The following is a 21,626-nucleotide window of genomic DNA, read 5'->3' as shown; positions in this document are numbered from 1 at the left end:
ATGTCAGATACCCTTACAACTGAACGGCTGCTGATTGAAAAACTAGCTCCGGGCGACTCCGCATTCATCCTTACTCTGCTCAATACACCCGGCTGGCTAAAGTTTATTGGAGACAGGAACATCAAAACGCTGTCTGATGCGGAGGCTTATGTGCAAAGAACTATAGATAGCCCCGCCATTCAATATTGGATTGTTAAAAAAGCAACAGACTGTACACCTGTAGGTGCAGTTTCCTTTATTAAAAAAGATTACCTTGACCACCACGACATTGGTTATGCGTTTCACCCCGATTTCGGCAAGCTGGGCTATGCTTACGAGGCAACAAAAACAGTCCTGGAGCGTCTTTCTAAAAATCCTTTATATCCGGTGATCCTGGCTACCGTAGCCCCGGATAATGAACCTTCTATTCGTCTTTTGGAAAAACTCGGATTAAAACAGGAGCGTCAGATCGAAGTAGAAGGCAGAATTTTACTCCTTTTCGCCATTGTTAATGCTCCTGCGGATCTAGGTGAGGGTGTCACCCGTGACTAGAAAATAGTTTATTTTACTGAGCCAGAGTAAGCCCAATACATCTTTTTCTGAGGCAACCGAACGTTTATTATAATCTGGCGGGTAAGGGTGAGCCTCATCTTCTCCATAATAGATCATCAGATCTATTTCTCCGGTTTGGGGATATAGAAAGTTTCCTTTTACGGCCTGGGTTATAAGGGTAGAACTCCCTTTATGTGCTTTAGAATACCGATGTCCGCCATAGGCCAGTAAAATCTCATGGCCTATTTCATGTGCTGCCGTGTGTTTGAAATCAGCAGCAGCATAATTGTCCTTTAACGTGAGCCATTCCCCATTTACTTTAAGGGCGCCTGTATTATAATAAAGGATCCGGGACAATTCCCAGTTTCTTGACCTGCGCAACCGTCCCTGGCTATTGTATACAATTCCCGGCGAGGGAATCGCCCTGTTTGTACTGTTCTCTGCATCCAGGTAAAACTCATATTCCTGGCCATCAGGCGTATGTATATTTTTTCCTTCGGGTTGATGGTGGTTCCTGCTCCAATATTGTTTCATGCCCTCTATGGCCAGAATCAATAGATCCTGATAGGTTTTCGCTGGTGCTTCTGCAGCCCCCATACTACCTAGATCTGCAAAATTGGTTCTTAATACCGCTTCAATGGTACGGATTGGTCTGTTGATTTTGACATCTATCCAGTTTACCTCCTTATAGCGTGTAGCAAATTTCAAGACTTCAGACTCAACAGCTGCATCTTTTATAATCGTCAGTTTCGCATAAAAATACTGCTGATCAAACCTACGGCTATCGTAAATCCCATTCTGATCAAAGCCGTCCCAATCAATTTGATAAATCCCTGGCTGCATGGGTAAAAGTTCAGCAGAATATTGGTATAAGACCTGGTCTCTTGCATCCCGGATTTCCAGGAGAACCGCATTTACAGGACTTACCAGGCTATACTCAAAAGTAAAACAGGAATTTTCATTTCTTCCCTGGAAATCGGCCACTCCAAAAGGCACAACTGATCTTTTTTCCTTCTTCAGGTTGAAGTCAACAATAATGGTCTTTTGTCTTGTGTCTGAATCAGGTTTAAGCATACTCAAAGATAGAGGAATATTTATTTTGGTCATTTCTATACTAAAACAGGATGATCACTTCTTGTTTTTATTTTTCTTTTATAACTTTCCGGTAACAGATGATATATGGAAAACTATAAAAGCGTTTCAGATTCGCATACGACCTTAACAGAACTGATGATTCCCTCCTACGCCAATTTTGGGGGTAAAATCCATGGTGGAATTATCATGGGCCTGATGGATAAAGTTGCTTACGTATGTGCAGCAAAACATGCCGGGGCTTATTGTGTAACGGCATCTGTGGATGCTATTGATTTCCTTGCGCCCGTTGAAGTAGGTGAACTGATCTCTCTGATGGCTTCTGTGAACTATGTAAGCAAAACCTCTCTGGTGGTTGGTATCAGGGTAATCTCTGAAAACGTAAAAACCAATGAGGTGAAACATACCAATACCAGTTACTTTACCATGGTAGCCATGGATGAGGACCATAAGCCGCTCCAGGTACCTGGTCTGATCCTTAAATCGGACGATGATATCAGGCGATTTTTTCAAGCCTACCATAAAAGGGAACTTAAGAAATATCTCCGCCAGGAAGAAAAGAGAATGAAAACGGAGTTCGAAATCGCTGAGTCTATTGAATTGCTTAAAAATGAACGTTGTATCATAGAACGCAGCTGATTCCGATCTCCTGTTATCCTTTTAATATTTTACTTTTTTCTGTATCGAACTCTTCCTGCGAAAGAATTCCGGCATCCAGCAGTTCTTTTAAATCGAGTAAGGCCTTCTTTTTTGCTGCCATGTCATTTTCTGGCACCGCTTGCGCTGCCGTGACCGGTTCAACTGGCTTAACGGCTGTTCCCTGAGGACTAAATTTAAGGATCAGTTCTGTGATCTCATTAAAACCTTTGATATTGGAGTAATCAATTGCCTTTTGTTCCTTGACGTTGACAACAGAAACATCCGCCTGATTTTCGAGCAGGTATTTCACCACATCCTTCTTACCGTTTGCAGCGGCATAATGTAATGGGGTATTTCCAGACTCATCCTGAATATTGAGGTTTGCCCCTTTCTCTATAAATAACTTAGCCATGCTCAAATGACCATTTTTAACGGCAACATGCAACAAGCTTTCTCCACCCGAACTGTAAGAACCCGTTAAGTTAAAATTACTGTCTGAAGAGAGTCCTGCGGCTGATTCTACCCAGTCCAGGTACGAGTTCATGGAATCTGTCTGATCAGAAACCGGTTTACTGTGGTTGGCATCCAGACCATTTTCCAGAAACAGGTCAACAATTTCCTTCTGGTTGTTTGCACAGGCATACCATACCGGCGACACGCCATTCTTGGATGTGACAAAGATATCCGCCCCTTTATCTATCAATAATTTAGTAATGACTCTGTTGGTTTCATAGCAGGCAATTAACAGGGCACTTTCGCCGGCGTGGTTAACGTGATCCAGATCAGCTCCGTTTTGCAGCAATAGTTCGACCATAGGCAGATTCTTAGATCTGACTGCAAACAGCAAAGGGCTTTCTCCGTGTTTATTGGTGGTATTGATATTTGCTCCTTGCTGCAGGAGCAACTGTACAACTTCTTTATTTCTACAGCCACAGGCCAATAGAAGAGCGGTCTCTGCAGCGTTGTTCTCCAAGTCAATTTCAATACCTTCTTTCAACAACTTCTCCATCACTTCTACCTGCCCCGACAGTGCAGTCAGATGTAAAAGGCTATTGCCTTGCTTGTCGTTGATATTGATATTTGCTCCATTTTCCAACAAGTACAACGCCGTCTGCTTTTGTTTTTGCAGGCAGGCAAAATAGAGTGGGGTTTCACCTTCATGGTCTTCATAGTTCAGATCGGCACCCTCGCCAACCAGTATTTTAACCAGGTCCAGATAGCCCCGGTGCGCCGCATAATGTAATGCTGTACGCCCTTTTTCATCTGTATAATTAAAATCTGCTTCTTTATTAGCCAAAAGGATTTCTGCTATTTTTCTATTTCCGCTTTCGCAAGCCAGGATAAATGACATCGACATATTAGTTCTGTAATAAGAGTTCTACGGTTTTTGATTTGGTATTGTCCTGGGAAGCCAGCATGAGTGCGGTCTGGTCCTTATCATTCTGGATATGAATGTCTGCCCCTTTGGAAAGGAGCAGCTTTACTTTACGGTAAGTTTCCTTTGCTTTTTCGTTATCGCGGTACAATTCATGTGCACAGACTTTATGCAGCAGGGTGTTTCCTTCATTATCTTGCTGGTTGATGTCTATATTTCCATCTTCTACCAATATTTTCAATATCTCTGCATTTTTTTCCGCCGCCCAGTCTAAAGCTGATTTCTCTTTTCCATAGTGCTCAGAGGTATGATAAACGTCTGCCCCATCCTGTATCAGGCGTTCCAGCAATTTGATCTCCGTTTCTGAGGCCCTGTCTAGTCTGCTGACATACTTGGCCAGCATTGTGCCTTCCTCCTGTGCACGAAGTTCAAACGCCGGGCTATCGTAACCGGCAAGTTTATCATAGGAAGCGAGGTTAAACTGATCTACTACGACGTTATAAAATGGCGTTCTGCCTTTCTTGTCTTGCGCATTTGGATTGGCTCCATTTTCCAGCAGCACATCCAGGTATTCTTTTCTGTTCCTGTCAATAGCCAGGTGAAGTGGTGTGGTTCCTACAATATTCGCTGTATCCACCTCCAAACCTTCGCCAATTAAAAGTTTCAGATATTCTACGCCTCTTTCTGTATTCCTAACACTCAAGGCACCATTATTGACCACCTGATAGATAAAATTCTCTTCTGCGTTGTTCTTGTAATTGATGTCACAGCCCGCGTCCACCAGGCGCTTTATAAGGGCGATATCTGCCCCTTCTTCCAATGCATAGCCCAGCAAGGTCTGGTCCTGAAGGTCGCTGTTCAGGCTTTGAAATTTACCTATTAATTTACTGAAATAGTCGAGTGAGGCTTCGTCTGTGGAAAAACGAATGATGTGGTCAAAGATGCTTTTTTTAAAGGAATCGTATTCGTAGAGGTCGGTTTCAATGGTACCGTCCTGGATCAGCTGATCGAGGATATCAAATGCTTTACGGTCTTTGATTTTTTCAAAAATAGCACTCCATTCATAGGACTGGAGGTTTTTAGGTAAGCGTTCCCCACTATTTAATAGTTGTTTGGCCGCTTCTACGTCGCCCGATCTCAGGGCTTGCAAGAGGGATGATTGTTCATTCATAGACCATTTTTGGTTCAAATATCTTGCCACCGTATATCTCCTGGTTAATTTTTATTTCTTTTCCATCAGGATATATATTTCTTATATTAGATCAATAGTCGTCCCTAATTTTGATCATGGATAGGAAATTGCTAAAACATTTCCCTTCTGCTTTTGCTTATTAATACAATTTAATTTTACAATTAACATAATACCAAAAGATGAAAACAACTAAATTAATGATGAGTGCGGCTATTGCCGCGACCCTGTTCCTGGCGAGTTGCGGGCCAAAGGATGCAGACATTCAGAAGGCTGTTCAGGCTAAGGAGGCAAGTGGAATTACGGTTGCCGTAGCCAAAGGTGCTGTTACTTTAACTGGCGAGGTGCCGGATGATGCGGCAAAGGCGACCGCTGAACAGGTTGCTAAAGCTGAAAAAGGGGTCAAATCTGTTGCAAACGATTTAACGGTTAAGCCTGCTGTTGTTGCACCTGTTGTGATTGCGGAGGATACGGTTCTTCAAAAGAATGTTGCTGATGCAGTTAAAGACTTCCCAACGGTAAAAGCAGATGTTAAAGATGGCGTAGTGACCTTAACCGGAGAGCTTAAGAAAGCGTCTTTGATCACTTTAATGCAGCACCTCTCTGCACTTAAGCCTAAAAAAATTGACAACAAATTAACGATTAAATAGTACGCATCATGGCTTTACAAGATAAATATAAACAATTAACAGATGCGGCATCCGCTGCTGGGATAACCGATCTTGCCGTACGTGAGCAGGATGGCGTACTGTATGTAGATGGCACAGCGCCTGATGGTGCGGCCAAGGACAACCTTTGGGACATCTACAATCAGATTGACCCGAATTTCGCTTCCGGAGATCTGGTGCTCAATGTGAACGTCGCGGTTGATGCTGCTGTGACGCATGCAAAAGTAATTACAGACAGCTCTAATTTAAATATCCGCAAAGGCCCTGGAACAGATCAGCCCATTGTAGGAAAAGCAGCTCATGGTGAAGTGATTACCCTGGTTAACAGAAGTAACGATTTATGGTGGCTGGTGCGCACAAATGACGGCGAAGAAGGATACTGCTATGCGCAGTACCTGGAACCGCAGGCTTAGTTTTCTCTTGTTTAATTAATAATGGATCCGGACTTACGTCCGGATTTTTTTTGTTGGGTGCTGAATTGAAATAAATTTGGTATCTGTTTCGAGGCTGCGCCTGCTAAGCCCCCGAAGAGGGGGCAAACCAGCCAATGCCTCTCTACAGACACCAAATTTATTTCTGGATTTCACGCCTAGCTGGTATGTTGTAAAAATAGCGGAGCAGCACGGTTATGCTCCATACATGGTCATACCGACATCATTCAGTTCCATACCTGGTTATACCGCATACCGGTTTTACGCCCAAAAAAAATTAAGATTGCTCAGAGAGGACCTCAGGGCGCCTTGCCACAAGAGCGCAGCGAGGCAAGGAGTCCAGTCCTCGACGAGCATCTTAATTTTTCCGTAAAACCGAAGAAGTTTAACCCTGGAACTTCTTGAACACGACGATACCGTTATGCCCGCCAAAGCCAAAAGTATTACTCATAGCCACATCAATATTCTTCTCCATTGCCTGTACCTTAACAATATTCAGATTGGAAGGAATCGCAGGATCCGGATCTGTCAAATTGATGGTTGGAGGAACAATAGAATGCCGGATGGCCTGGATACAAGCGATCGCCTCTATAGCGCCTGCTGCACCAAGCAAATGACCCGTCATCGACTTTGTTGCACTGATGTGCAAATGATCCGTCTGATCCTTAAATAACTTTGTTATAGCCTTTAACTCACTCATATCTCCAACAGGAGTTGAAGTAGCATGAGCATTTAGATAATCGACATCCTCTATATTCAAACCTGCATCTTCCAACGCAAAACGCATAGCGGTAGCCGCCCCTTCTCCTTCCGGATGCGTAGCGGTCATGTGGTAAGCATCGGCGGTCATCGCCGCTCCGGCAAGTTCTGCGTAGATCGTTGCATTTCTGGCAATAGCATGCTCGTATTCCTCAAGAACCAATGCACCAGCGCCCTCCCCCATTAAAAATCCATCTCTCCCCGCATCAAAAGGTCTGCAGGCAGTTTGAGGCGTATCATTTTGTGTAGTCATTGCCTTCATTGCACAAAAACCACCTACCGAAGCCTGTGTAATTGGCGCTTCTGAACCTCCGGTAACGATCACTTTCGCTTTCCCCCATCTAATGTAGTTGAAAGCATCCATAATGGCCGTATTGGAAGTGGAGCAAGCCGATACCGTTGTATAATTGATGCCCATTAAGCCATACTTTATAGAGATCATCCCGGATGCCATATTGGCGATAAGCTTGGGAACAAAAAAGGGACTGAACCTGGGCACAAAATTGTTTTCTGTATATTCCGTAACCTGCTCCTCAAAGGTAAGCATTCCACCCTGTCCTGATCCCCAGATCACCCCCGTATCATAAGGATTCATCGCAGAGAAATCCAGTCCAGAGTCTTTAATAGCCTGTCCGGCAGCAACAAGTGCATATTGAGTGAAAGGATCCGTTCTCTTGATCTCATTTCTGTCGAGAAAAAGTGAGGCATCAAAGTCTTTAAGCTCTGCAGCAATCTGGGTACGAAATGCAGCAGGATTAAACCTGGTGATGCGATCTGCACCGCTCTTTCCCTGGATAAGACTGTCCCAAAAAGTTTGAATATCATTTCCTACCGGCGTAAGCGCGCCCATTCCTGTTATAACTACTCTTTTCATTTTACAAGTTTTAACTACTTGCACTTAGCAAGCTGTTGCAAATATAAATAACTACTTTATATTTGCAAGTAGTTTAAACTGGATGACATGAAATCTGACTGCCCCCTTAATTTTGGATTGGAGCTCTTCGGGGATCGGTGGACCCTGTTGATTATACGGGATATGATCTTCTTCAACAAGCGTTCTTATAATGAGTTCTTGTCTTCCGCGGAACACATTTCTACCAATATTTTGGCCAACAGATTAAACTTTCTGGAGAAAGAAAAATTTATCATAAAAGAAAGAGACCGGGACCACAAACAAAAGATGATTTATAGCCTGACTGAAAAAGGCATTGGCCTGGTGCCCCTGATCATAGAAATAGGACTATGGTCTGACCGGTATGCTGAAGAAACGCTTACCGTTAGTGAGCTTGTCAATTTAAACGATTTCAAAACAGACTGGAGTAAAGCTTTAAGAGCGCTACAGCAAAAGCTTTATCACCTGCATCTTCAACGCGAGATATAAATGGTTCTTTAAACAATTAGATGCTTTATTGTGGTATAGAAGAGATCAAAAATCATAAATAGAATAAGATATGAACAAGACAAAAATTGGCTGGATTGGCCTTGGAAATATGGGGATTCCCATGTCTGAACAGTTAATCAAAGCGGGTTATCCTTTGCAGGTTTACAACCGAAGCAAAGAAAAAGAAAACGCATTGAAAGCAATGGGCGCCGGGGTTACCTCCTCGCCTGCTGAGTTGATTCAATCTTCAGACATTGTAATCCTGATGGTTTCAGATGACCAGGCTGTTCGGCAGATCTTTAACGCAGAAAATGGTTTATTGAGTGTACAAACTACCGGCAAAACCATTGTTAATATGAGCACAGTTTCGCCTGGTGTGAGTAAAGAAATGGCCGCGTTATCTGCTGAATCTGGTCACGATTATATAGATGCACCAGTATCGGGTAGCGTTAAACAAGCACAGGAAGGACAATTGGTGATTATGGCCGGGGGCTCGGAAAGCACCTTTTTAAAGGTAAAACCAGTCCTCGAAGTTCTCGGAAAATTGGCGAAACTTGTGGGCGAAACTGGTGCAGGTAACAGCACCAAACTGGCCATCAACAGTCTGCTTGCATTGTATGCCCAGGGTTTAGCAGAAACCGTTATTTTCGCCAACCAGCAAGGGATTAAAACCGAAGACCTGCTGACCTTGATCGGACAGGCTGCGCTCAGCAATATTTTTACAAAAATTAAAGGAGATGCCATTCTAAATGATCAGTACAAGGCTGCCTTCGCACTCAAACACATTGTTAAAGACCTGACACTGGCAAAAAATGAAGGACTTTCCAGTCCGCTTGCCACCACAGCCTTAAAGACTTTTCAGCAAGCTGAACCTTCCTATGGTGAAGAAGATATCATTGCTGTGATCAAGCAGTTAAATTCTTAAAAAAAGAACAGGCCAGGAGTTTATTTCCTGGCCTGATAAAAACTACCCTTTCCAACAGGCTGTAAATTATACCATTCACCAATGAACAAGGTGACTTTTTTAAAATTTAAAATTATAGATCGGACTGCCCTTCCACAGGATATATCCCAAAAGAGCACATTGATGAGCCACTTCAGTTTCTATAACAGAAGGAACGTCATTTACAATTTTCCAGCGGATGTTATATTTAGTGTTGTAACTGATGTAAATGACCACATCTTCGCATCCGGAATCAATTGATTTAAGGTTTTTGAGATGCTCGTTCTGCAATTCAGCAGCAAGACGCCGGAGCCTTTCATTCATCACTTTAGATAAAGGTGCAGCAGCAGTTATATCAGGTTCAATTACGGCGAGTACAGTTATGGTCATTGGCATCTCTCAAATACTATAAATTTTAGCAAAGATATCATTTTATTCTTAACTAAAAAAAATAGCAAAGCAATCTTCCATAAAATCTACACCCAGAAACTATCCCTTCCGGTCTCCCTCCCCTGTAAAGATCATTTTAATATTTTGTATAAGCGAGGGAAAGGTCTGCACCCAGAAATTTGTGGTATAAAAAAAATGGCCTAGCGTTGTTTTCGCTTCTTCAGCGAAAATTATGCAGCCTTTTTTTCATACCACAAATTTAAAAAGCTTCTCCCAAGCCTATAGAAAATCCCGAATATCCTTTACTCACCCCATAATCTATGGCAACATTTGTATTTGATCCTTTGTTAAACTTCACCCGCATCCCTGCCCCCACAGCCGGATGAATCTTTTTAAACATATTATTTTCTGGTTCCGTAACCGAAGTCGCATTAGCAAAAACAACAAAACCCAGCAAACCGTTATCCGTAATATCCCTCCGGTACTCACTCTCAAAATAAAACAAACCTTTGCCCCGGTACCTGTTCTGATCCATCCCCCTTCCAGACCTGTTGTAAGGATCCCAACCTATACTGGGCAGGTTAAGATAAGGCACGTCATTACTCAATCCAGTCCATAGGTAGGTCCAAAAAGCCAGTACATTTTGCTGGTGAGGTTTTGTGTTTAAAGGAACATATTTTCTTGCATCCAGGTATAAAGATTTCCAACTGGAATTACTCCCCAAAAACTTGGGATTGGTTCTCAATACCGCATTAAAATAACTGCCTGGAAGCGGGTTAATAGAACTTGATCTGGTATCATAAAGCAGATTAAATGATATACCTGAAGAAAAGGAATTACTCCCTTTTTGCGTCCCCGCGTGGTAACCGGAAAACTGTTCCAGCTGTGGATCTGTATCCGCGGTATTGATATTGACGAAATAGTCCAGGTTATAGCCAAAACCAGCGTAAAAATAAGGCTTGATACGTTTCAGTGCGCTTTGATAGAAACGGATGTACTTATAATTCACCAACAATTTATTGTCCTCCTGCCCGCTTCCCAGGCCCCAGGTATACTGGGGGTAAACCAGAAAACGAGTATCTCCCTGAATCACCCAGGTATTGTCTTTAAGCCAGACATCTGATCGTAAAGGCAGTCCAAAACGTCCTTTAAAATTCCAGTAAGGAGCAAAACCCGCACTGGATATATTGGTTGTTTTACGCGGCCCGAGGTAGAAACCCGCAGTGGTAGAGGTAACCAGTGCCCTTCCGCCTCCCGGAACATTACCGCCTATAGGCAGCAAGGAAAATTCAATCTTCTTTTCTCCGGCTTTTGGGTTTTTATTGGGTTTTATCTTAAAAAGGACTTTGGCTATATCAATCAAATCTCTTTTATTAGAGGTGTCTCTGGGCTTTTCGTTAAGCACCTTAGAATCGCCGGCTGTTTGTGCATGCAATGCAAAAGTGGAAAACAACAGAAAAATTAACGTATAACATTTATTCATAGATATGGCGTTATTCATAAGTTTCTTAACGGTATGCAAAAATAGAACCAATTGTCTAAGAAGAAGACCTAATCTTTTAAACAGAGAAAGATTATTTGATGGTTAAGCAGGTAAGAATTTATATTTGCATGGCTTAACCTTAGCAATCCTATAGATGAAAACAATCCGGTTTTGTGTTTTACCTGTTCTTCTTATTGCTGCATTGCTGCTGGCACGTGCAAGTTATTCCCCTGTTCAGACTGTTCGTGGTGGTGCTACCCGGTCAGATACTTTGAAGGTAATGGCCTATAACATTCTAAACTACGGAGATGGTTGCCAGGGTGATCCGGAAAAATTAAACAACTACCTTAGAACCATTGTCAAATACACAAAACCAGACCTGCTCAGCTGCGAAAAAGTTGCAGCCTTTGTACCTGGAAATCGTAAATCCTCCGATTTTGCGGCACTGATATGTGGTCGTGTACTTAACACGGTTTTCAGGGACCGTTATGCCTATGCAGATCCAAGTAATGAGAGTGAAGCTGATAATATGTCGGTACTGTTTTACAACAAACAAAAACTGGCTTTCGTTAAAACGGAAACTCTTCTGGCAAGGATTACAGACTTTAACCTCTATAAATTATACTACAAAGATCCACAACTCGCTAGAACCAGAGACACTGTATTTTTATACGTCCTTGTTAATCATACTCAATCTGGAGACAATAGTAAACAGAGAGATAAACAACTGACTAAACTCATGGAAAGAATTCGGGAAAAATTCCCAAATCTACCCAATCTGATCGTTATGGGCGACTTTAATACCCGGAAGACGGGAGAAGACGGGTATCAGGCTATAGTGGATTCAGAAAAAGCCAGTACCAAAATGTTTGATCCTCCGTTCTACCCAGATAAGGTGTTGAGTTATCCAGCCAATTGGACCAGGCAACCGGAATTGTATCAGCGTTTTCTAACGACCTCTACCCGCTTGTCTGAAAGCATCCCAAACCAGTGTGGTACCGGGGGTGGCGCTAAATCCTGGTACGATCATATTTTTATTTCTCCCCCACTGGTCAGTGGCAGCAAAAAGATCAAATATGTACCAAATTCTTATAAAACTGTTGGAAATGATGGCCAACGTTTAGGTATTGAAGTCAACAGCAGAACAAAACGGAATACTTCTGCTCCTTATGACCTTGCTGAGGCGCTGTTCCAGTTTTCAAATAAGTATCCCGTAAGCATACAATTAGCCGTTAAAACCAGGTAACAGGTTATTCAAAGGTATATTTGATCAGGAAAAATGGTCAGTGAGCCTGAAGCGGAGGTGAAAATTCGTTCCCCGGCCTTCTTCACTCTCGAAATCGAGTTCAATACCATATTGTTCGCAGATGTTCATCGTAATGTGCAGTCCCATTCCTGTTGTTGACTCTCCTATAGTTCCCTCTCTTTTTGCAGCTGTAAATTTCTCAAAAAGCAGGGGTTTCATTTTTTCGGGTATACCTACGCCGTTATCAGAAATACTCACCTTGCAATAAGGGCCATCTATAACCGCATGAAGTTCAATACGGCCATATTCTCTGGTAAACTTAATTGCGTTATTTAAGATGTTATCTATAGCCCTTCGAACTGCGATGGCGTGTCCATAGCTGTATTTTCCTTCTTCAGGGAGTATAACACTCAGATTGATGTTTTTTTTCTGCAAGCTGACCTGAAAATCATTCGCACAAATTTCCAGAAGCCCCCTGAGTTCAAAAAAATCACCTTGTACAGCCAATTGCTTATGGCTTGGTGGTCTGAGCAGTTCATGAACAAGATTGTGCGCGTTGGTACAAGCTGTTTTAGCCATAGAAAGTATTTCTGTGTGATCGGGGTCTTCCAGCATTTCTTCCAAAATCCCTACTATACCCATAATATTAGAAATCGGCGTTTTTAAATCATGGACTACTGCCTGTAAATCTTGTTTGTGCTTTTCCAGGGATTCAACCAGGTGATTGGTCATATCGGCCTTATGAAGAACACCGATCAGTTTACTATCTTCATAGACGGGCAATACATCAGAACGGGTATCCAGCATAATTTTCAGTGCATCGGCTATCCTTGTATTTCTCTGTAGTTCAGGTTTCTGAGACAAACAATCCACCACCAGGTGATGTGTTTTAGACAAGAGGTCATTTGCATTAATCAAACCTATTGGCTCGTCTTCCATCATCACTACTGCTCCCCCACTTGAAATGATTTTATGTTTTACTTCATAAATGCCATCAAAGGCATTGACAGTCAGGAATTCGTTTCTAATAAATGGAGCGATCATTATCTTATTATTCTAATATGTTGTTGATTTCAATGTTTTCAATAGAAATATTAATTTTAAAGTCAACACGAATCAGCTCACCATCTGAAACGAAGGGGAAAACATTTTTGGTTAAGATATGCAACACTTTTTCCACCGGCATTTTCTTCAAAATGTGTTTATTGATAAAAACGGTTTCTACACGTTCATCTTCTACTTCTACACTAAGAAAACCATTAGGCAATAGCATTTCAAAGGATTTACTTAGCCCAATCTTTCCCTGAACACAATTTTTGCCAACAATCAGGATATCCTGGAAAGGAGGAAGTTTGATTTCCTCAAAATTGATATTGATTGAATATTTAACATTTCTTTCGTTCATAACAAGTCCCAATGGTAAATGACAATATGCTTAATCGGCAATTCTGTTTTTACAAAATATTAAATCATGCTACAGCAAATGTAATTATTTTATTTATCGTATAGCGTTGTAAACATATGGTAAACAACCAATAAAATGAAAGCACAGCATTAAACTGTGCTTTTTTTGACAAAAAAACAATAAAATCAGCCCTTGACTACACAAATCGCTTATTTACGGCATTCCAATCTACAATATTCCACCAGGAAGCTATATATTCATTTCTTTTATTTTGATATTTCAGGTAATAGGCATGTTCCCAAACATCTAGGGCCAGCAAAGGCGTACCTTTTTCAATGGCATTATCCATAAGCGGATTATCCTGATTGGCGGTTGAGGTAATGCTGAGTACGCCGTTATTATGGATGAGCCAGGCCCACCCCGATCCAAAACGGGTTAACGCAGCTTGAGAAAATTTCTCTTTGAACTGATCAACAGACTGAAAAGACTTCTCGATTGCTGCCTTTAATTTCCCGGAAGGAGCAACTGGGCCAGATGCCTGCATGGATTCCCAGAAGAAATTATGGTTCCAGGCACCCCCGCCATTGTTTCTTGCTTTTGGAGATAAGGTAGATGCCTTGGAGAAAAAGTCATATTCGTCTTTAAAATTCAGATGATCGGCCTGGATAGCTTCGTTTACATTTTTAATATAGGCAGCATGGTGCTTGGTATAGTGTATTTCCATAGTCAGAGCATCGATATGCGGTTCCAGCGCAGCATAAGCATACGGAAGCTTTACCTGAGAAAACACAAAACCCTGCCGGTTTTCCTCGGCAAGGTCTTTTGCAAAAGCTGGAATAACATTTAATGTAGATAAAGCTGCTACGCCCAAAGACATTTTGAGGGAGCTTTTTAGAAAATCTCTTCGTTCATTATTTTCCATAATTCTTAATTTACAGGATTTAAAAATATTCTTATGCTGGTCATCCGTCCTAATTTAATAATTTCAAATGATCGCTTTATGTTTTTAATTTACTGATTATGACGCTTAACTGATGAATGATCACCTACTTATTACTGACTGGTCACAAATATAATAAAAGCCAGGCAATAGTCTATCAAAATAGTAGACTATTGCCTGGTCGTCTATTTTACCTGTGTCCCGTTCTTTATCTCATCACTACCCTGCAGCAAAATTTGGTCTCCAGGTTGAATGTTTCCAAATATTTCTGTAGAATCTGCTGCGCTTAAGCCTTCCTTTATATCAACCATCAAGGCCTTTCCATGTTCCACTTTTATAATATACTCCCGCTCAGTGGATCTTACAATCGCATGGTTGGGTACCATTAAGGCTTTAGCACCGGATAACAATGGAATTTCAACTTCTGCAAACATCCCCGGTTTTAGCTGTCCGTCTTGATTGTTGATATCTACCTCGATAGCTTCTGAGCGCGTGCTGTTGTTTAATGCGTTTGCAGACCGGCTGATCAAGGCCTTATAGGTTTTACCTGGTATTGCAGTAAACAACAAGGAAACTTGTTTTTTCAGGTCAACTTTATCGACATAGGCTTCCGGAATATATACTTCCAGCCGAAGTTTCTGTAAATGTTGCAACTGAAAAAGCGGAGCTTCTCCCCCCTTACCTGGCCCTGCCAATGCCCCGGGAGATACATTCCTTTGGGTAATGACTCCGTCAAATGGTGCCGTGATAATAAGATATTGCTGCATATGCTTTACAGAGGCGACATTGGATTGTTCTGAATTTGCGATAGCCAAATCACCTTTCATCTTGGAAAACGCATTGTCAAGATCAAGTCTAGATACTGCTCCTGGCTCTTTGTCGGCCTGCTTTAAACGATTGTATTTATCCTGACTTGCCAGTGAGATTTCTTTGGCTTGCAAATATTTTGACCGTGCTGATTCCAGTTGAGATTCCATTTCCGGCGCTTCAAGGGTGAGCAGCACTTGTCCTTTTTTGACAACCGAACCCCGGTCGGCATAAACCTCCTTTACGAATCCATTGGCCCGCGCAAATACTGAAACCTCTTCAAATGGCTTCAGTTGCCCGGGTAAACGCACAGAACTGGACATATTTTTTTCTTTGAGTACGCCCAATTCGTAACCGGCGTTCTTCTTCGCTTTATGATGGATCAAAATTGGCTTTTCTCCATGATTGCAGGAGGAAATAATAAGTAATATAGGAACAAACAGGAGACTAAAGACCTGATTGTTCCTGTAGCGGATTGTTCTGGATGGATTATTCATGTGTTGTATTTTCTGGCATTAGTGAAGGTGATTGATACGTACTTTTTTCCTGCATCCAGGCAAATACCTGGGGAAGGATAAATAAGGCGGCAAGAGTTGAGGCAAATAATCCTCCAATAACAGCTCTTCCCAAAGGGGCGGTCTGCTCTCCCGCTTCTCCCATTCCAGAAGCCATAGGGATCATACCGGCCATCATCGCCAGACTGGTCATCAGAATTGGCCTCAGTCTTATAGAAGCACTGATCACTGCTGCTCTTGAGGAATCTCTGTAGTCCAGACGAAGTTTTTCTGCATTGGTGACAATAAGAATGGCGTTGGCAACAGATACACCGGTAGACATGATCATTCCCATATAGGATTGCAGATTAAGGGTGGATCCTGTGAGAAACAGGGCTGCCAACGACCCTAATATTACGGCCGGAACAGTGGAGAGTACGGTTAAAGATAATTTGAATGACTGATAATTGGCGGCCAGTAGCAGAAAGATCACCAAAATGGCGAAAAGAAGACCGCTTTGAAGACTTGACAGCGTTTCAGACAACAAACTGGACATCCCTTTGACCTCAGCTAACAGGCCTTTTGGCGGTTTCCCCAGGGAATTTAATGCTTTTGTAACATCTGCAGTAGCGGTTCCCAAATCTTGTTTGTAAATATTGGCACTTACTGTTAAAAAGCGTCGTGGCCCTGTACGGTCATATTCGCCAGGTGTATAAATGACTTTAAAAGAGGCGATATCTCCAAGAACAGGACTGCTTTGGCCCTTAACCAGAGGAACTTCCCGAAGTTCTTCCATGGTGTCCATCACATATTCGGGAACCTGAACTTGCACCTGATAGGTATAAGCCGCTTTTTCGTCTAACCATTGGTTTTTTTCTGTGAAACGGCTGGAAGATGTACTTGCCGTAACTGAACGGGCAATATCTTGTACATTCAATCCCATTTGCGCCGCCTTTAAACGATCAAGGGTTATGGAAACTACCGGTACTTTTAAAGGCTGGACGATCTGAATATCACGCAGGTAAGGTATTTTACGCAACTGATCTGTTACGCGACCTGCAAAACGCTCAATTTCCTGCATGTCTTTACCTGCGACCCTAACTTCTATTGGCGTTGCTGCGCCCTGGCTCATGATCTTTTCTGTCATATCAATAGGCTCAAAGGTTATCCTCAGATCTGGTATAGCCTGGCGAATGTTTTTACGCAATGCGTCTTTTAATTCGTCCATATTCACCTGATACTGTTCATCGAGGTTTACCTGTAAAACCGCTTCATGCGTACCTGTATTAAAGATGTACAGATTACTTGTGCCGTAACTGCTAGGAATAATTCCTACATAACCTGAGCTGATGGCCACATGGTGGTTTACGGTGGCATCTATAATTTGTAGTACTTGCTTAAATTTATCTTCTGTTCGTTCAAGCCGGGTCCCATCGGGTGCCTTAATGCGAATCTGAAACTGGCCATTGTTGACCTTTGGCATCATATCTTTACCGATATAGATAAATCCAGCGGCAGCCAGGCCCAGAACCAGTATCAGATAGGCCGGAATGATCAGTTTCTTTTTGCTCATCCAGCTTTTAATGATGTCCATATATTTCAGCTTTACCCGTTCAAAAAGATCATTGTGTTTTGGGTCTTGCTGTTCCTGTATCAGGTGTTCTTTAACTTGTTCTCTCTCTACGCTGTCCAGAGCCTCTCCCGCATGGGCATGAAGGTTTTGATGATCATAATGTTGGTAGCGCTCAGCCTTGATCATCCAGTTGCTCAGGATCGGCACAACGGTCTGGGCAATAATAAAGGACACGATCATGGTTAGTCCAATAGAGAGGGACAACGGGAGGAACATGGCTTTGGGAACGCCATTCATAAGGAATGACGGCGCAAAAACAGCGAGGATACAAAGCAGGATCAATAATAAAGGGAAAGCGATTTCTTCACAGGCATCGTAAATAGCCTGCCGCTTACCCTTCCCCATTTCCAAATGCTGGTGAATATTCTCTATGGTTACCGTGGCCTGATCTACAAGAATGCCAATGGCCAGCGCCAGACCACTTAAAGTCATAATATTAATCGTTTGACCAAAGAGACTGAGTAACAACACCCCTATAAGTATAGAAACAGGTATAGTGATCACAACGATCAGGCTGCTCCTCCAGTCTCTAAGGAACAGAAGAACCATAAGCCCGGTAAGTAAGGCACCCAATGCGCCCTCACTTATCAAACTTTTGACCGCGTTAACAACAAAAACCGATTGGTCAAATTCATAGGATATTTTTACATCGCCAGGAAGTAAGCTCTGCATTTCCGGAATTTTAGCTTTTAGCGCTTTGACGACCTCCCAGGTTGAGGCATCGGCTGTTTTAACCACGGGGATATATACGGAACGTTTACCGTTAATGAGTGCATAATCTACGGTTACATCTGCAGCATCTGCCACCCGTGCAACATCTTTAACCAATACAGAAACACCATTTTTGGTGGTTATGGGAATATCTCCAAATTCGTCCACGTGTTTCACAAGAGAGTTCATTGAGGTTACGAACATGGTATTGTTGATGCGGAGATTACCTGAGGGAGACATCACGTTAAACTTGGCCAGGGCCTCTACAACTTCATCCGGTGTTAGATTATAGCTTCTGAGTTTATTGGGGTCTAAATTCACTGTAACAGAGCGGGAATTTGCCCCAAAAGGTGGAGGAGCAGAAAGTCCGGGTACTGCGGCAAACATAGGCCGGATGCGGGTAGCTGCCATATCGTAGATTTCTTTCAGACTTCTCGATTTTCCGGAAAGAACCAATTGTCCCACCGGTAAAGAGGAAGCATCAAAACGTACAACCTGGGGTGGCAGGGCTCCTGGCGGGAAGAATTTCATGGCCCGGTTAACCTGGAGTGCCACCTGCGCCGAGGCTTCTGCCATATTGGTGTTTTCATAAAAACTAAGTTTAAGCATGGTTAGCCCCTGTATGTTTTTACTCGTAATGTTTTTTACACCATTTACATATAGAAACTGGTCTTGAAGTCGGGTTGAAAAGAATCCTTCCATTTGCTGCGCGGACATTCCTCCGTAGGACTCTATCACGTAAATGGTTGGAAGATTGAGCTGTGGAAAGATATCGATAGGTATCTTAATAGCAGAAAGTACTGCAAAAAGGAGCAGACTTAAGGTGATAACAACTGTTGTAACCGGCTTTTTTAAAGCCGTGGTAACCATAGACATAGTATCTAGTTTAAAGATTTTAAAAATGTATCCACTTTATTTTGGGCCACCGATCTTTGAAAGAGTGCACGGCAAAAAGTATATTTTGCTGTAGCATAGTCTGTTTCCGCTCTGTAGAGCAGGCTTAGAGCGGTATTGAGCTCGATAATATCTGACAGACCACTTTTGTACAGGGACAGTTTCTGACGGTAAGCGGCCTCTGCAGCATGCAGCTGATGTGGGATTTCCCGGAGCCTTTGCAAGGCGGTATTAAATTCGAGCGAGGCTTGATCTGAACTGCTTTCCAAAAGGACCTGTTGTGCCTTTAATTTCTTCAAGGCAAAATCGGATGCCAGTTTCTGGGTATGGAGCTGCAATTGCTTATGTTTAATATCAAAGAGATTATAAGTAATTCCTATACCGACCAGATAATTACTCCGGTCTATCCCCATCCCTTCTCCAAGACTACCAAAATGATCGTTTGCATCGACACTGGAACCTCTGCCCCAGGCGGCCGCTTCTAACATGATTTTTGGTGCATAGTTCTTTTTGACCAGTTTCTCTTTCTCCAGGCTGTTTTGGTAAAGCGATCTGTAGTACTGAAGCCCTGGATGACCTATGGTATCCGGACCCAGAGGCCCCAACACGGAGGCATGCCTGATCAGGTTGGCTGCGATCGTGGAATCTGGGATGATATACGAAGATTTCAGGCCGCTGACAGCAGCCAATTGCAGCTGAAGCTGGCCATATTGATCACTTAATTCAATTTTATTGAGCCTGGATTTAGACAGCTCAGCTTCGGCAATACTGGTATCTACCCCAGCCCGCAATCCGCTTCGGGCCAAGGCCTGTATAGATTGCCTGATTTCCAGGCTGCGGTCTATATTTTTCTGCTGAATGGCCAGCATATTCTGAAAGTGGTATAGTTTAAGATAAGCATCAATTCCGAAATTCTGGAGTTCAAATTTTGATACTCTAAACCGGTTCTCCTCTACCTTAACTTCAGAAGCAGCGACTTCATTCTGGGCACGATAACCTCCAAAATTATAAATTTCCCATTCTAGTGCTGCAATTCCAAGGTCTCCCAAAACCGCGTTGGTATTGCTTTCGGTTCTCACCCCTCTGGAATTGGAAGGAACAATGCCAAAGCCCACATATGGCCCGGCAACATTGTTATTGCTTCCTATATCTGTTTGATAATTCAATTTGAGCGACGGAAGCCAGTTGTAGCTCGTTTGCTGTGCCATTGACCGACGAATCTGCACGGAAGCAGAATCAGAGATCAGCTCAGGTGATCTTACAGAGATTTGATCTAACAGGTCTTGCAAGTGCAGGACAGGCCTGCTTTGCTGCGCACAAACTTGTAACGCATTGAGGAGTAAGCAGCACAATAGCGCTGCCCTCTTATAGGTATACATAAATATTTGAAATAAGATGAAACGAACGGATCAGTTAAATAGTAGTTCCTGAAAAAAAAGGAATATTATATGATCAGTTTTCTATAAGAGATGTAAACTTCCCGGTTCGGCAGCAAACTGGACATGAGGTGCCGGATAGCACGCTGTGTTGTGCCGGATTCAGCCAGTCCCTTTAATGGAAAGAGAAAAGATAATAAGGACCAGATTGTTGTAAAAAGATATTCAGGAAGGTCAGGTAAACGAAAAACCGCATCTGTAGCCTCCGTACACATTTCTTCTGCATATTCCTGTTTACGTTTATTGAAGAGCTTTTGCATCAAAAAAATTCCATTTTCATCTGCAGCGCGTATATGATCACTAATACTAAAGCCAATAATAGGCTTTACACTTAGTAAAATACCAGCAAGGATAAATAGAATCTTGATATACTTAGATAGGCTCATAGTTTAGACGCAATGCCTTATAGAGGATACAAAAATTAACATTATAATTCAAAGTTCAAACAGGTCATAGAATTGTTACGTTGCCCGCTTTCCCGAAAAATTAATATCATTATTTTGTCATTAGTGATTTTAAATCCTTAAATTAAGGATATTATATTTTCCTTTGTGACCGAATGAACGTTCAATTAGAAAATAATAGCAAAAGAGACGCCATCCTGAACAGCACATTAGAGCTGGTAAAATCGCATGGATTTCACGGTGCCCCCATGAGTCAGATTGCAAAAAACGCAAATGTTGCTGCAGGGACGATCTACCATTACTTTGATTCCAAGGAAACCCTGATTATAGAGCTTTATATCCGGACCAAAGAAAGGTTGTCTGAAGCCATGTTAAAAGGCGATGATGAAACTCTGTCTTATAAGGACCGTTTTTTTAGGTTTATGAGGAATAACTATAATTTTTATGTAGAGAATGAATCTTCGATGCTGTTCTTAGAACAATACATCAATTCTCCTTTTGCCAAAAATTATCCCGAAAGAGAGAGTGATTTATTCGCCAATAAAATCATCCCCTTTTTTGAACTTGGCATTCAATCCAATTATTTTAAAGATATAGACCCACGCCTGCTCGGCCCTACAATTCGGGGCACGTTAGTTGCTGCTGCAAGTTTCAGATTATCAGAGCATATGGTGTACTCCGAAGAAGACATAAACACCGTAATTCAGATCGTCTGGGACGGAATTAAAAGACAATAATTAATATGATCTCATCTGCACTCAATTCCAATTTTTAA

The 21,626-nt window shown here is 42.3% G+C and carries 21 protein-coding genes; 8 read left to right on the top strand and 13 right to left on the bottom strand.

Going from position 1 to position 21,626, the window contains the following annotated elements; all coding sequences use genetic code 11:
* Nucleotides 1-531 carry a GNAT family N-acetyltransferase gene (locus R2S08_RS16265; protein ID WP_316836140.1) on the top strand — a complete coding sequence of 177 codons (531 nt, stop codon included), beginning with the start codon at nt 1-3 and terminating at the stop codon, nt 529-531.
* On the opposite strand, the gene R2S08_RS16260 is transcribed toward R2S08_RS16265, so the two are convergent.
* Nucleotides 505-1,605, bottom strand: coding sequence for a hypothetical protein (locus R2S08_RS16260; protein ID WP_316836139.1), 1,101 nt, complete (start codon nt 1,603-1,605; stop codon nt 505-507). The two genes, R2S08_RS16265 and R2S08_RS16260, sit on opposite strands and share 27 nt — an antisense overlap.
* Nucleotides 1,606-1,710: 105 nt before the next feature.
* Here R2S08_RS16260 and R2S08_RS16255 point away from each other — a divergent pair, with 105 nt between their 5' ends.
* A complete protein-coding gene (locus R2S08_RS16255) occupies nt 1,711-2,262 on the top strand; it encodes an acyl-CoA thioesterase (protein WP_133779531.1) in 552 nt (183 codons plus the stop codon).
* 13 nt (nt 2,263-2,275) lie between these two features.
* On the opposite strand, the gene R2S08_RS16250 is transcribed toward R2S08_RS16255, so the two are convergent.
* Entirely contained in the window at nt 2,276-3,619 is a 1,344-nt protein-coding gene (locus tag R2S08_RS16250; protein ID WP_316836138.1) for an ankyrin repeat domain-containing protein, read from the bottom strand.
* A 1-nt stretch (nt 3,620) separates the two neighbouring features.
* The gene (locus R2S08_RS16245; protein ID WP_316836137.1) at nt 3,621-4,808 is read right to left on the bottom strand and encodes an ankyrin repeat domain-containing protein; all 1,188 of its coding nucleotides are present in this window, start codon (nt 4,806-4,808) and stop codon (nt 3,621-3,623) included.
* A gap of 200 nt (nt 4,809-5,008) precedes the next feature.
* Between R2S08_RS16245 and R2S08_RS16240 the strand changes: the two genes are divergently transcribed.
* Nucleotides 5,009-5,476: a BON domain-containing protein gene (locus R2S08_RS16240; RefSeq protein ID WP_316836136.1), complete on the top strand. Its 468-nt coding sequence runs from the start codon at nt 5,009-5,011 to the stop codon at nt 5,474-5,476.
* Between the two features lie 8 nt (nt 5,477-5,484).
* Nucleotides 5,485-5,907: an SH3 domain-containing protein gene (locus R2S08_RS16235; RefSeq protein WP_133779535.1), complete on the top strand. Its 423-nt coding sequence runs from the start codon at nt 5,485-5,487 to the stop codon at nt 5,905-5,907.
* Nucleotides 5,908-6,310: 403 nt separating this feature from the next.
* Here R2S08_RS16235 and fabF read toward each other — a convergent pair whose 3' ends face one another.
* Nucleotides 6,311-7,558: a beta-ketoacyl-ACP synthase II gene (fabF, locus tag R2S08_RS16230; protein WP_316836135.1), complete on the bottom strand. Its 1,248-nt coding sequence runs from the start codon at nt 7,556-7,558 to the stop codon at nt 6,311-6,313.
* A gap of 87 nt (nt 7,559-7,645) precedes the next feature.
* On the opposite strand from fabF, the gene R2S08_RS16225 reads away from it, so the two are divergent.
* Both R2S08_RS16225 and R2S08_RS16220 read left to right on the top strand, forming a co-directional pair.
* The gene (locus R2S08_RS16225) at nt 7,646-8,065 is read left to right on the top strand and encodes a helix-turn-helix domain-containing protein (RefSeq protein WP_316836134.1); all 420 of its coding nucleotides are present in this window, start codon (nt 7,646-7,648) and stop codon (nt 8,063-8,065) included.
* A gap of 70 nt (nt 8,066-8,135) precedes the next feature.
* Complete coding sequence (locus tag R2S08_RS16220; protein ID WP_316836133.1) at nt 8,136-8,990, top strand: NAD(P)-dependent oxidoreductase; 855 nt, start codon at nt 8,136-8,138, stop codon at nt 8,988-8,990.
* 99 nt (nt 8,991-9,089) lie between these two features.
* On the opposite strand, the gene R2S08_RS16215 is transcribed toward R2S08_RS16220, so the two are convergent.
* Together R2S08_RS16215 and R2S08_RS16210 are read right to left on the bottom strand one after the other, a co-directional pair.
* Nucleotides 9,090-9,398 carry a hypothetical protein gene (locus R2S08_RS16215; RefSeq protein ID WP_316836132.1) on the bottom strand — a complete coding sequence of 103 codons (309 nt, stop codon included), beginning with the start codon at nt 9,396-9,398 and terminating at the stop codon, nt 9,090-9,092.
* Between the two features lie 259 nt (nt 9,399-9,657).
* A complete protein-coding gene (locus R2S08_RS16210) occupies nt 9,658-10,881 on the bottom strand; it encodes a BamA/TamA family outer membrane protein (RefSeq protein ID WP_316836131.1) in 1,224 nt (407 codons plus the stop codon).
* Nucleotides 10,882-11,035: 154 nt separating this feature from the next.
* Here R2S08_RS16210 and R2S08_RS16205 point away from each other — a divergent pair, with 154 nt between their 5' ends.
* Nucleotides 11,036-12,127, top strand: coding sequence for a hypothetical protein (locus R2S08_RS16205; protein WP_316836130.1), 1,092 nt, complete (start codon nt 11,036-11,038; stop codon nt 12,125-12,127).
* A gap of 24 nt (nt 12,128-12,151) precedes the next feature.
* Here the strand turns inward: R2S08_RS16205 and R2S08_RS16200 are convergent, their stop codons facing one another.
* The 7 genes from R2S08_RS16200 to R2S08_RS16170 form a co-directional block, all read right to left on the bottom strand.
* On the bottom strand, nt 12,152-13,171 hold the full coding sequence (locus tag R2S08_RS16200) for a HAMP domain-containing sensor histidine kinase (protein ID WP_316836129.1): 1,020 nt from the start codon (nt 13,169-13,171) through the stop codon (nt 12,152-12,154).
* Between the two features lie 7 nt (nt 13,172-13,178).
* Nucleotides 13,179-13,532 (bottom strand): hypothetical protein, encoded by a 354-nt coding sequence (locus R2S08_RS16195; protein WP_133779542.1) that lies wholly within the window; start codon nt 13,530-13,532, stop codon nt 13,179-13,181.
* A gap of 196 nt (nt 13,533-13,728) precedes the next feature.
* Nucleotides 13,729-14,454 carry a superoxide dismutase gene (locus R2S08_RS16190; RefSeq protein WP_316836128.1) on the bottom strand — a complete coding sequence of 242 codons (726 nt, stop codon included), beginning with the start codon at nt 14,452-14,454 and terminating at the stop codon, nt 13,729-13,731.
* A 203-nt stretch (nt 14,455-14,657) separates the two neighbouring features.
* The gene (locus tag R2S08_RS16185) at nt 14,658-15,776 is read right to left on the bottom strand and encodes an efflux RND transporter periplasmic adaptor subunit (RefSeq protein WP_316836127.1); all 1,119 of its coding nucleotides are present in this window, start codon (nt 15,774-15,776) and stop codon (nt 14,658-14,660) included.
* Entirely contained in the window at nt 15,769-18,993 is a 3,225-nt protein-coding gene (locus R2S08_RS16180; RefSeq protein WP_316836126.1) for an efflux RND transporter permease subunit, read from the bottom strand. The genes R2S08_RS16185 and R2S08_RS16180 overlap by 8 nt, the downstream gene beginning before the upstream one ends.
* Nucleotides 18,994-18,998: 5 nt before the next feature.
* The gene (locus tag R2S08_RS16175; protein WP_316836125.1) at nt 18,999-20,390 is read right to left on the bottom strand and encodes a TolC family protein; all 1,392 of its coding nucleotides are present in this window, start codon (nt 20,388-20,390) and stop codon (nt 18,999-19,001) included.
* A gap of 65 nt (nt 20,391-20,455) precedes the next feature.
* Nucleotides 20,456-20,833, bottom strand: coding sequence for a hypothetical protein (locus tag R2S08_RS16170; RefSeq protein WP_316836124.1), 378 nt, complete (start codon nt 20,831-20,833; stop codon nt 20,456-20,458).
* Between the two features lie 173 nt (nt 20,834-21,006).
* Between R2S08_RS16170 and R2S08_RS16165 the strand changes: the two genes are divergently transcribed.
* Nucleotides 21,007-21,588, top strand: a complete 582-nt coding sequence (locus R2S08_RS16165; RefSeq protein ID WP_316836123.1) for a TetR/AcrR family transcriptional regulator — start codon at nt 21,007-21,009, stop codon at nt 21,586-21,588.
* Nucleotides 21,589-21,626: the final 38 nt, after the last annotated feature.

The organism is Pedobacter nutrimenti (assembly GCF_032678445.1).
GTDB classification, from domain to species: domain Bacteria; phylum Bacteroidota; class Bacteroidia; order Sphingobacteriales; family Sphingobacteriaceae; genus Pedobacter; species Pedobacter nutrimenti_A.
This window is presented reverse-complemented; position numbering and strand designations above follow the sequence as displayed.

Coding starts and splice junctions, on each gene's coding strand:
- R2S08_RS16265 (WP_316836140.1), top strand. CDS start 1: ATGTCAGATACCCTTACAACTGAACGGCTGCTGATTGAAAAACTAGCT.
- R2S08_RS16260 (WP_316836139.1), bottom strand. CDS start 1,605: ATGCTTAAACCTGATTCAGACACAAGACAAAAGACCATTATTGTTGAC.
- R2S08_RS16255 (WP_133779531.1), top strand. CDS start 1,711: ATGGAAAACTATAAAAGCGTTTCAGATTCGCATACGACCTTAACAGAA.
- R2S08_RS16250 (WP_316836138.1), bottom strand. CDS start 3,619: ATGTCGATGTCATTTATCCTGGCTTGCGAAAGCGGAAATAGAAAAATA.
- R2S08_RS16245 (WP_316836137.1), bottom strand. CDS start 4,808: ATGAATGAACAATCATCCCTCTTGCAAGCCCTGAGATCGGGCGACGTA.
- R2S08_RS16240 (WP_316836136.1), top strand. CDS start 5,009: ATGAAAACAACTAAATTAATGATGAGTGCGGCTATTGCCGCGACCCTG.
- R2S08_RS16235 (WP_133779535.1), top strand. CDS start 5,485: ATGGCTTTACAAGATAAATATAAACAATTAACAGATGCGGCATCCGCT.
- fabF (WP_316836135.1), bottom strand. CDS start 7,558: ATGAAAAGAGTAGTTATAACAGGAATGGGCGCGCTTACGCCGGTAGGA.
- R2S08_RS16225 (WP_316836134.1), top strand. CDS start 7,646: ATGAAATCTGACTGCCCCCTTAATTTTGGATTGGAGCTCTTCGGGGAT.
- R2S08_RS16220 (WP_316836133.1), top strand. CDS start 8,136: ATGAACAAGACAAAAATTGGCTGGATTGGCCTTGGAAATATGGGGATT.
- R2S08_RS16215 (WP_316836132.1), bottom strand. CDS start 9,398: ATGACCATAACTGTACTCGCCGTAATTGAACCTGATATAACTGCTGCT.
- R2S08_RS16210 (WP_316836131.1), bottom strand. CDS start 10,881: ATGAATAAATGTTATACGTTAATTTTTCTGTTGTTTTCCACTTTTGCA.
- R2S08_RS16205 (WP_316836130.1), top strand. CDS start 11,036: ATGAAAACAATCCGGTTTTGTGTTTTACCTGTTCTTCTTATTGCTGCA.
- R2S08_RS16200 (WP_316836129.1), bottom strand. CDS start 13,171: ATGATCGCTCCATTTATTAGAAACGAATTCCTGACTGTCAATGCCTTT.
- R2S08_RS16195 (WP_133779542.1), bottom strand. CDS start 13,532: ATGAACGAAAGAAATGTTAAATATTCAATCAATATCAATTTTGAGGAA.
- R2S08_RS16190 (WP_316836128.1), bottom strand. CDS start 14,454: ATGGAAAATAATGAACGAAGAGATTTTCTAAAAAGCTCCCTCAAAATG.
- R2S08_RS16185 (WP_316836127.1), bottom strand. CDS start 15,776: ATGAATAATCCATCCAGAACAATCCGCTACAGGAACAATCAGGTCTTT.
- R2S08_RS16180 (WP_316836126.1), bottom strand. CDS start 18,993: ATGTCTATGGTTACCACGGCTTTAAAAAAGCCGGTTACAACAGTTGTT.
- R2S08_RS16175 (WP_316836125.1), bottom strand. CDS start 20,390: ATGTATACCTATAAGAGGGCAGCGCTATTGTGCTGCTTACTCCTCAAT.
- R2S08_RS16170 (WP_316836124.1), bottom strand. CDS start 20,833: ATGAGCCTATCTAAGTATATCAAGATTCTATTTATCCTTGCTGGTATT.
- R2S08_RS16165 (WP_316836123.1), top strand. CDS start 21,007: ATGAACGTTCAATTAGAAAATAATAGCAAAAGAGACGCCATCCTGAAC.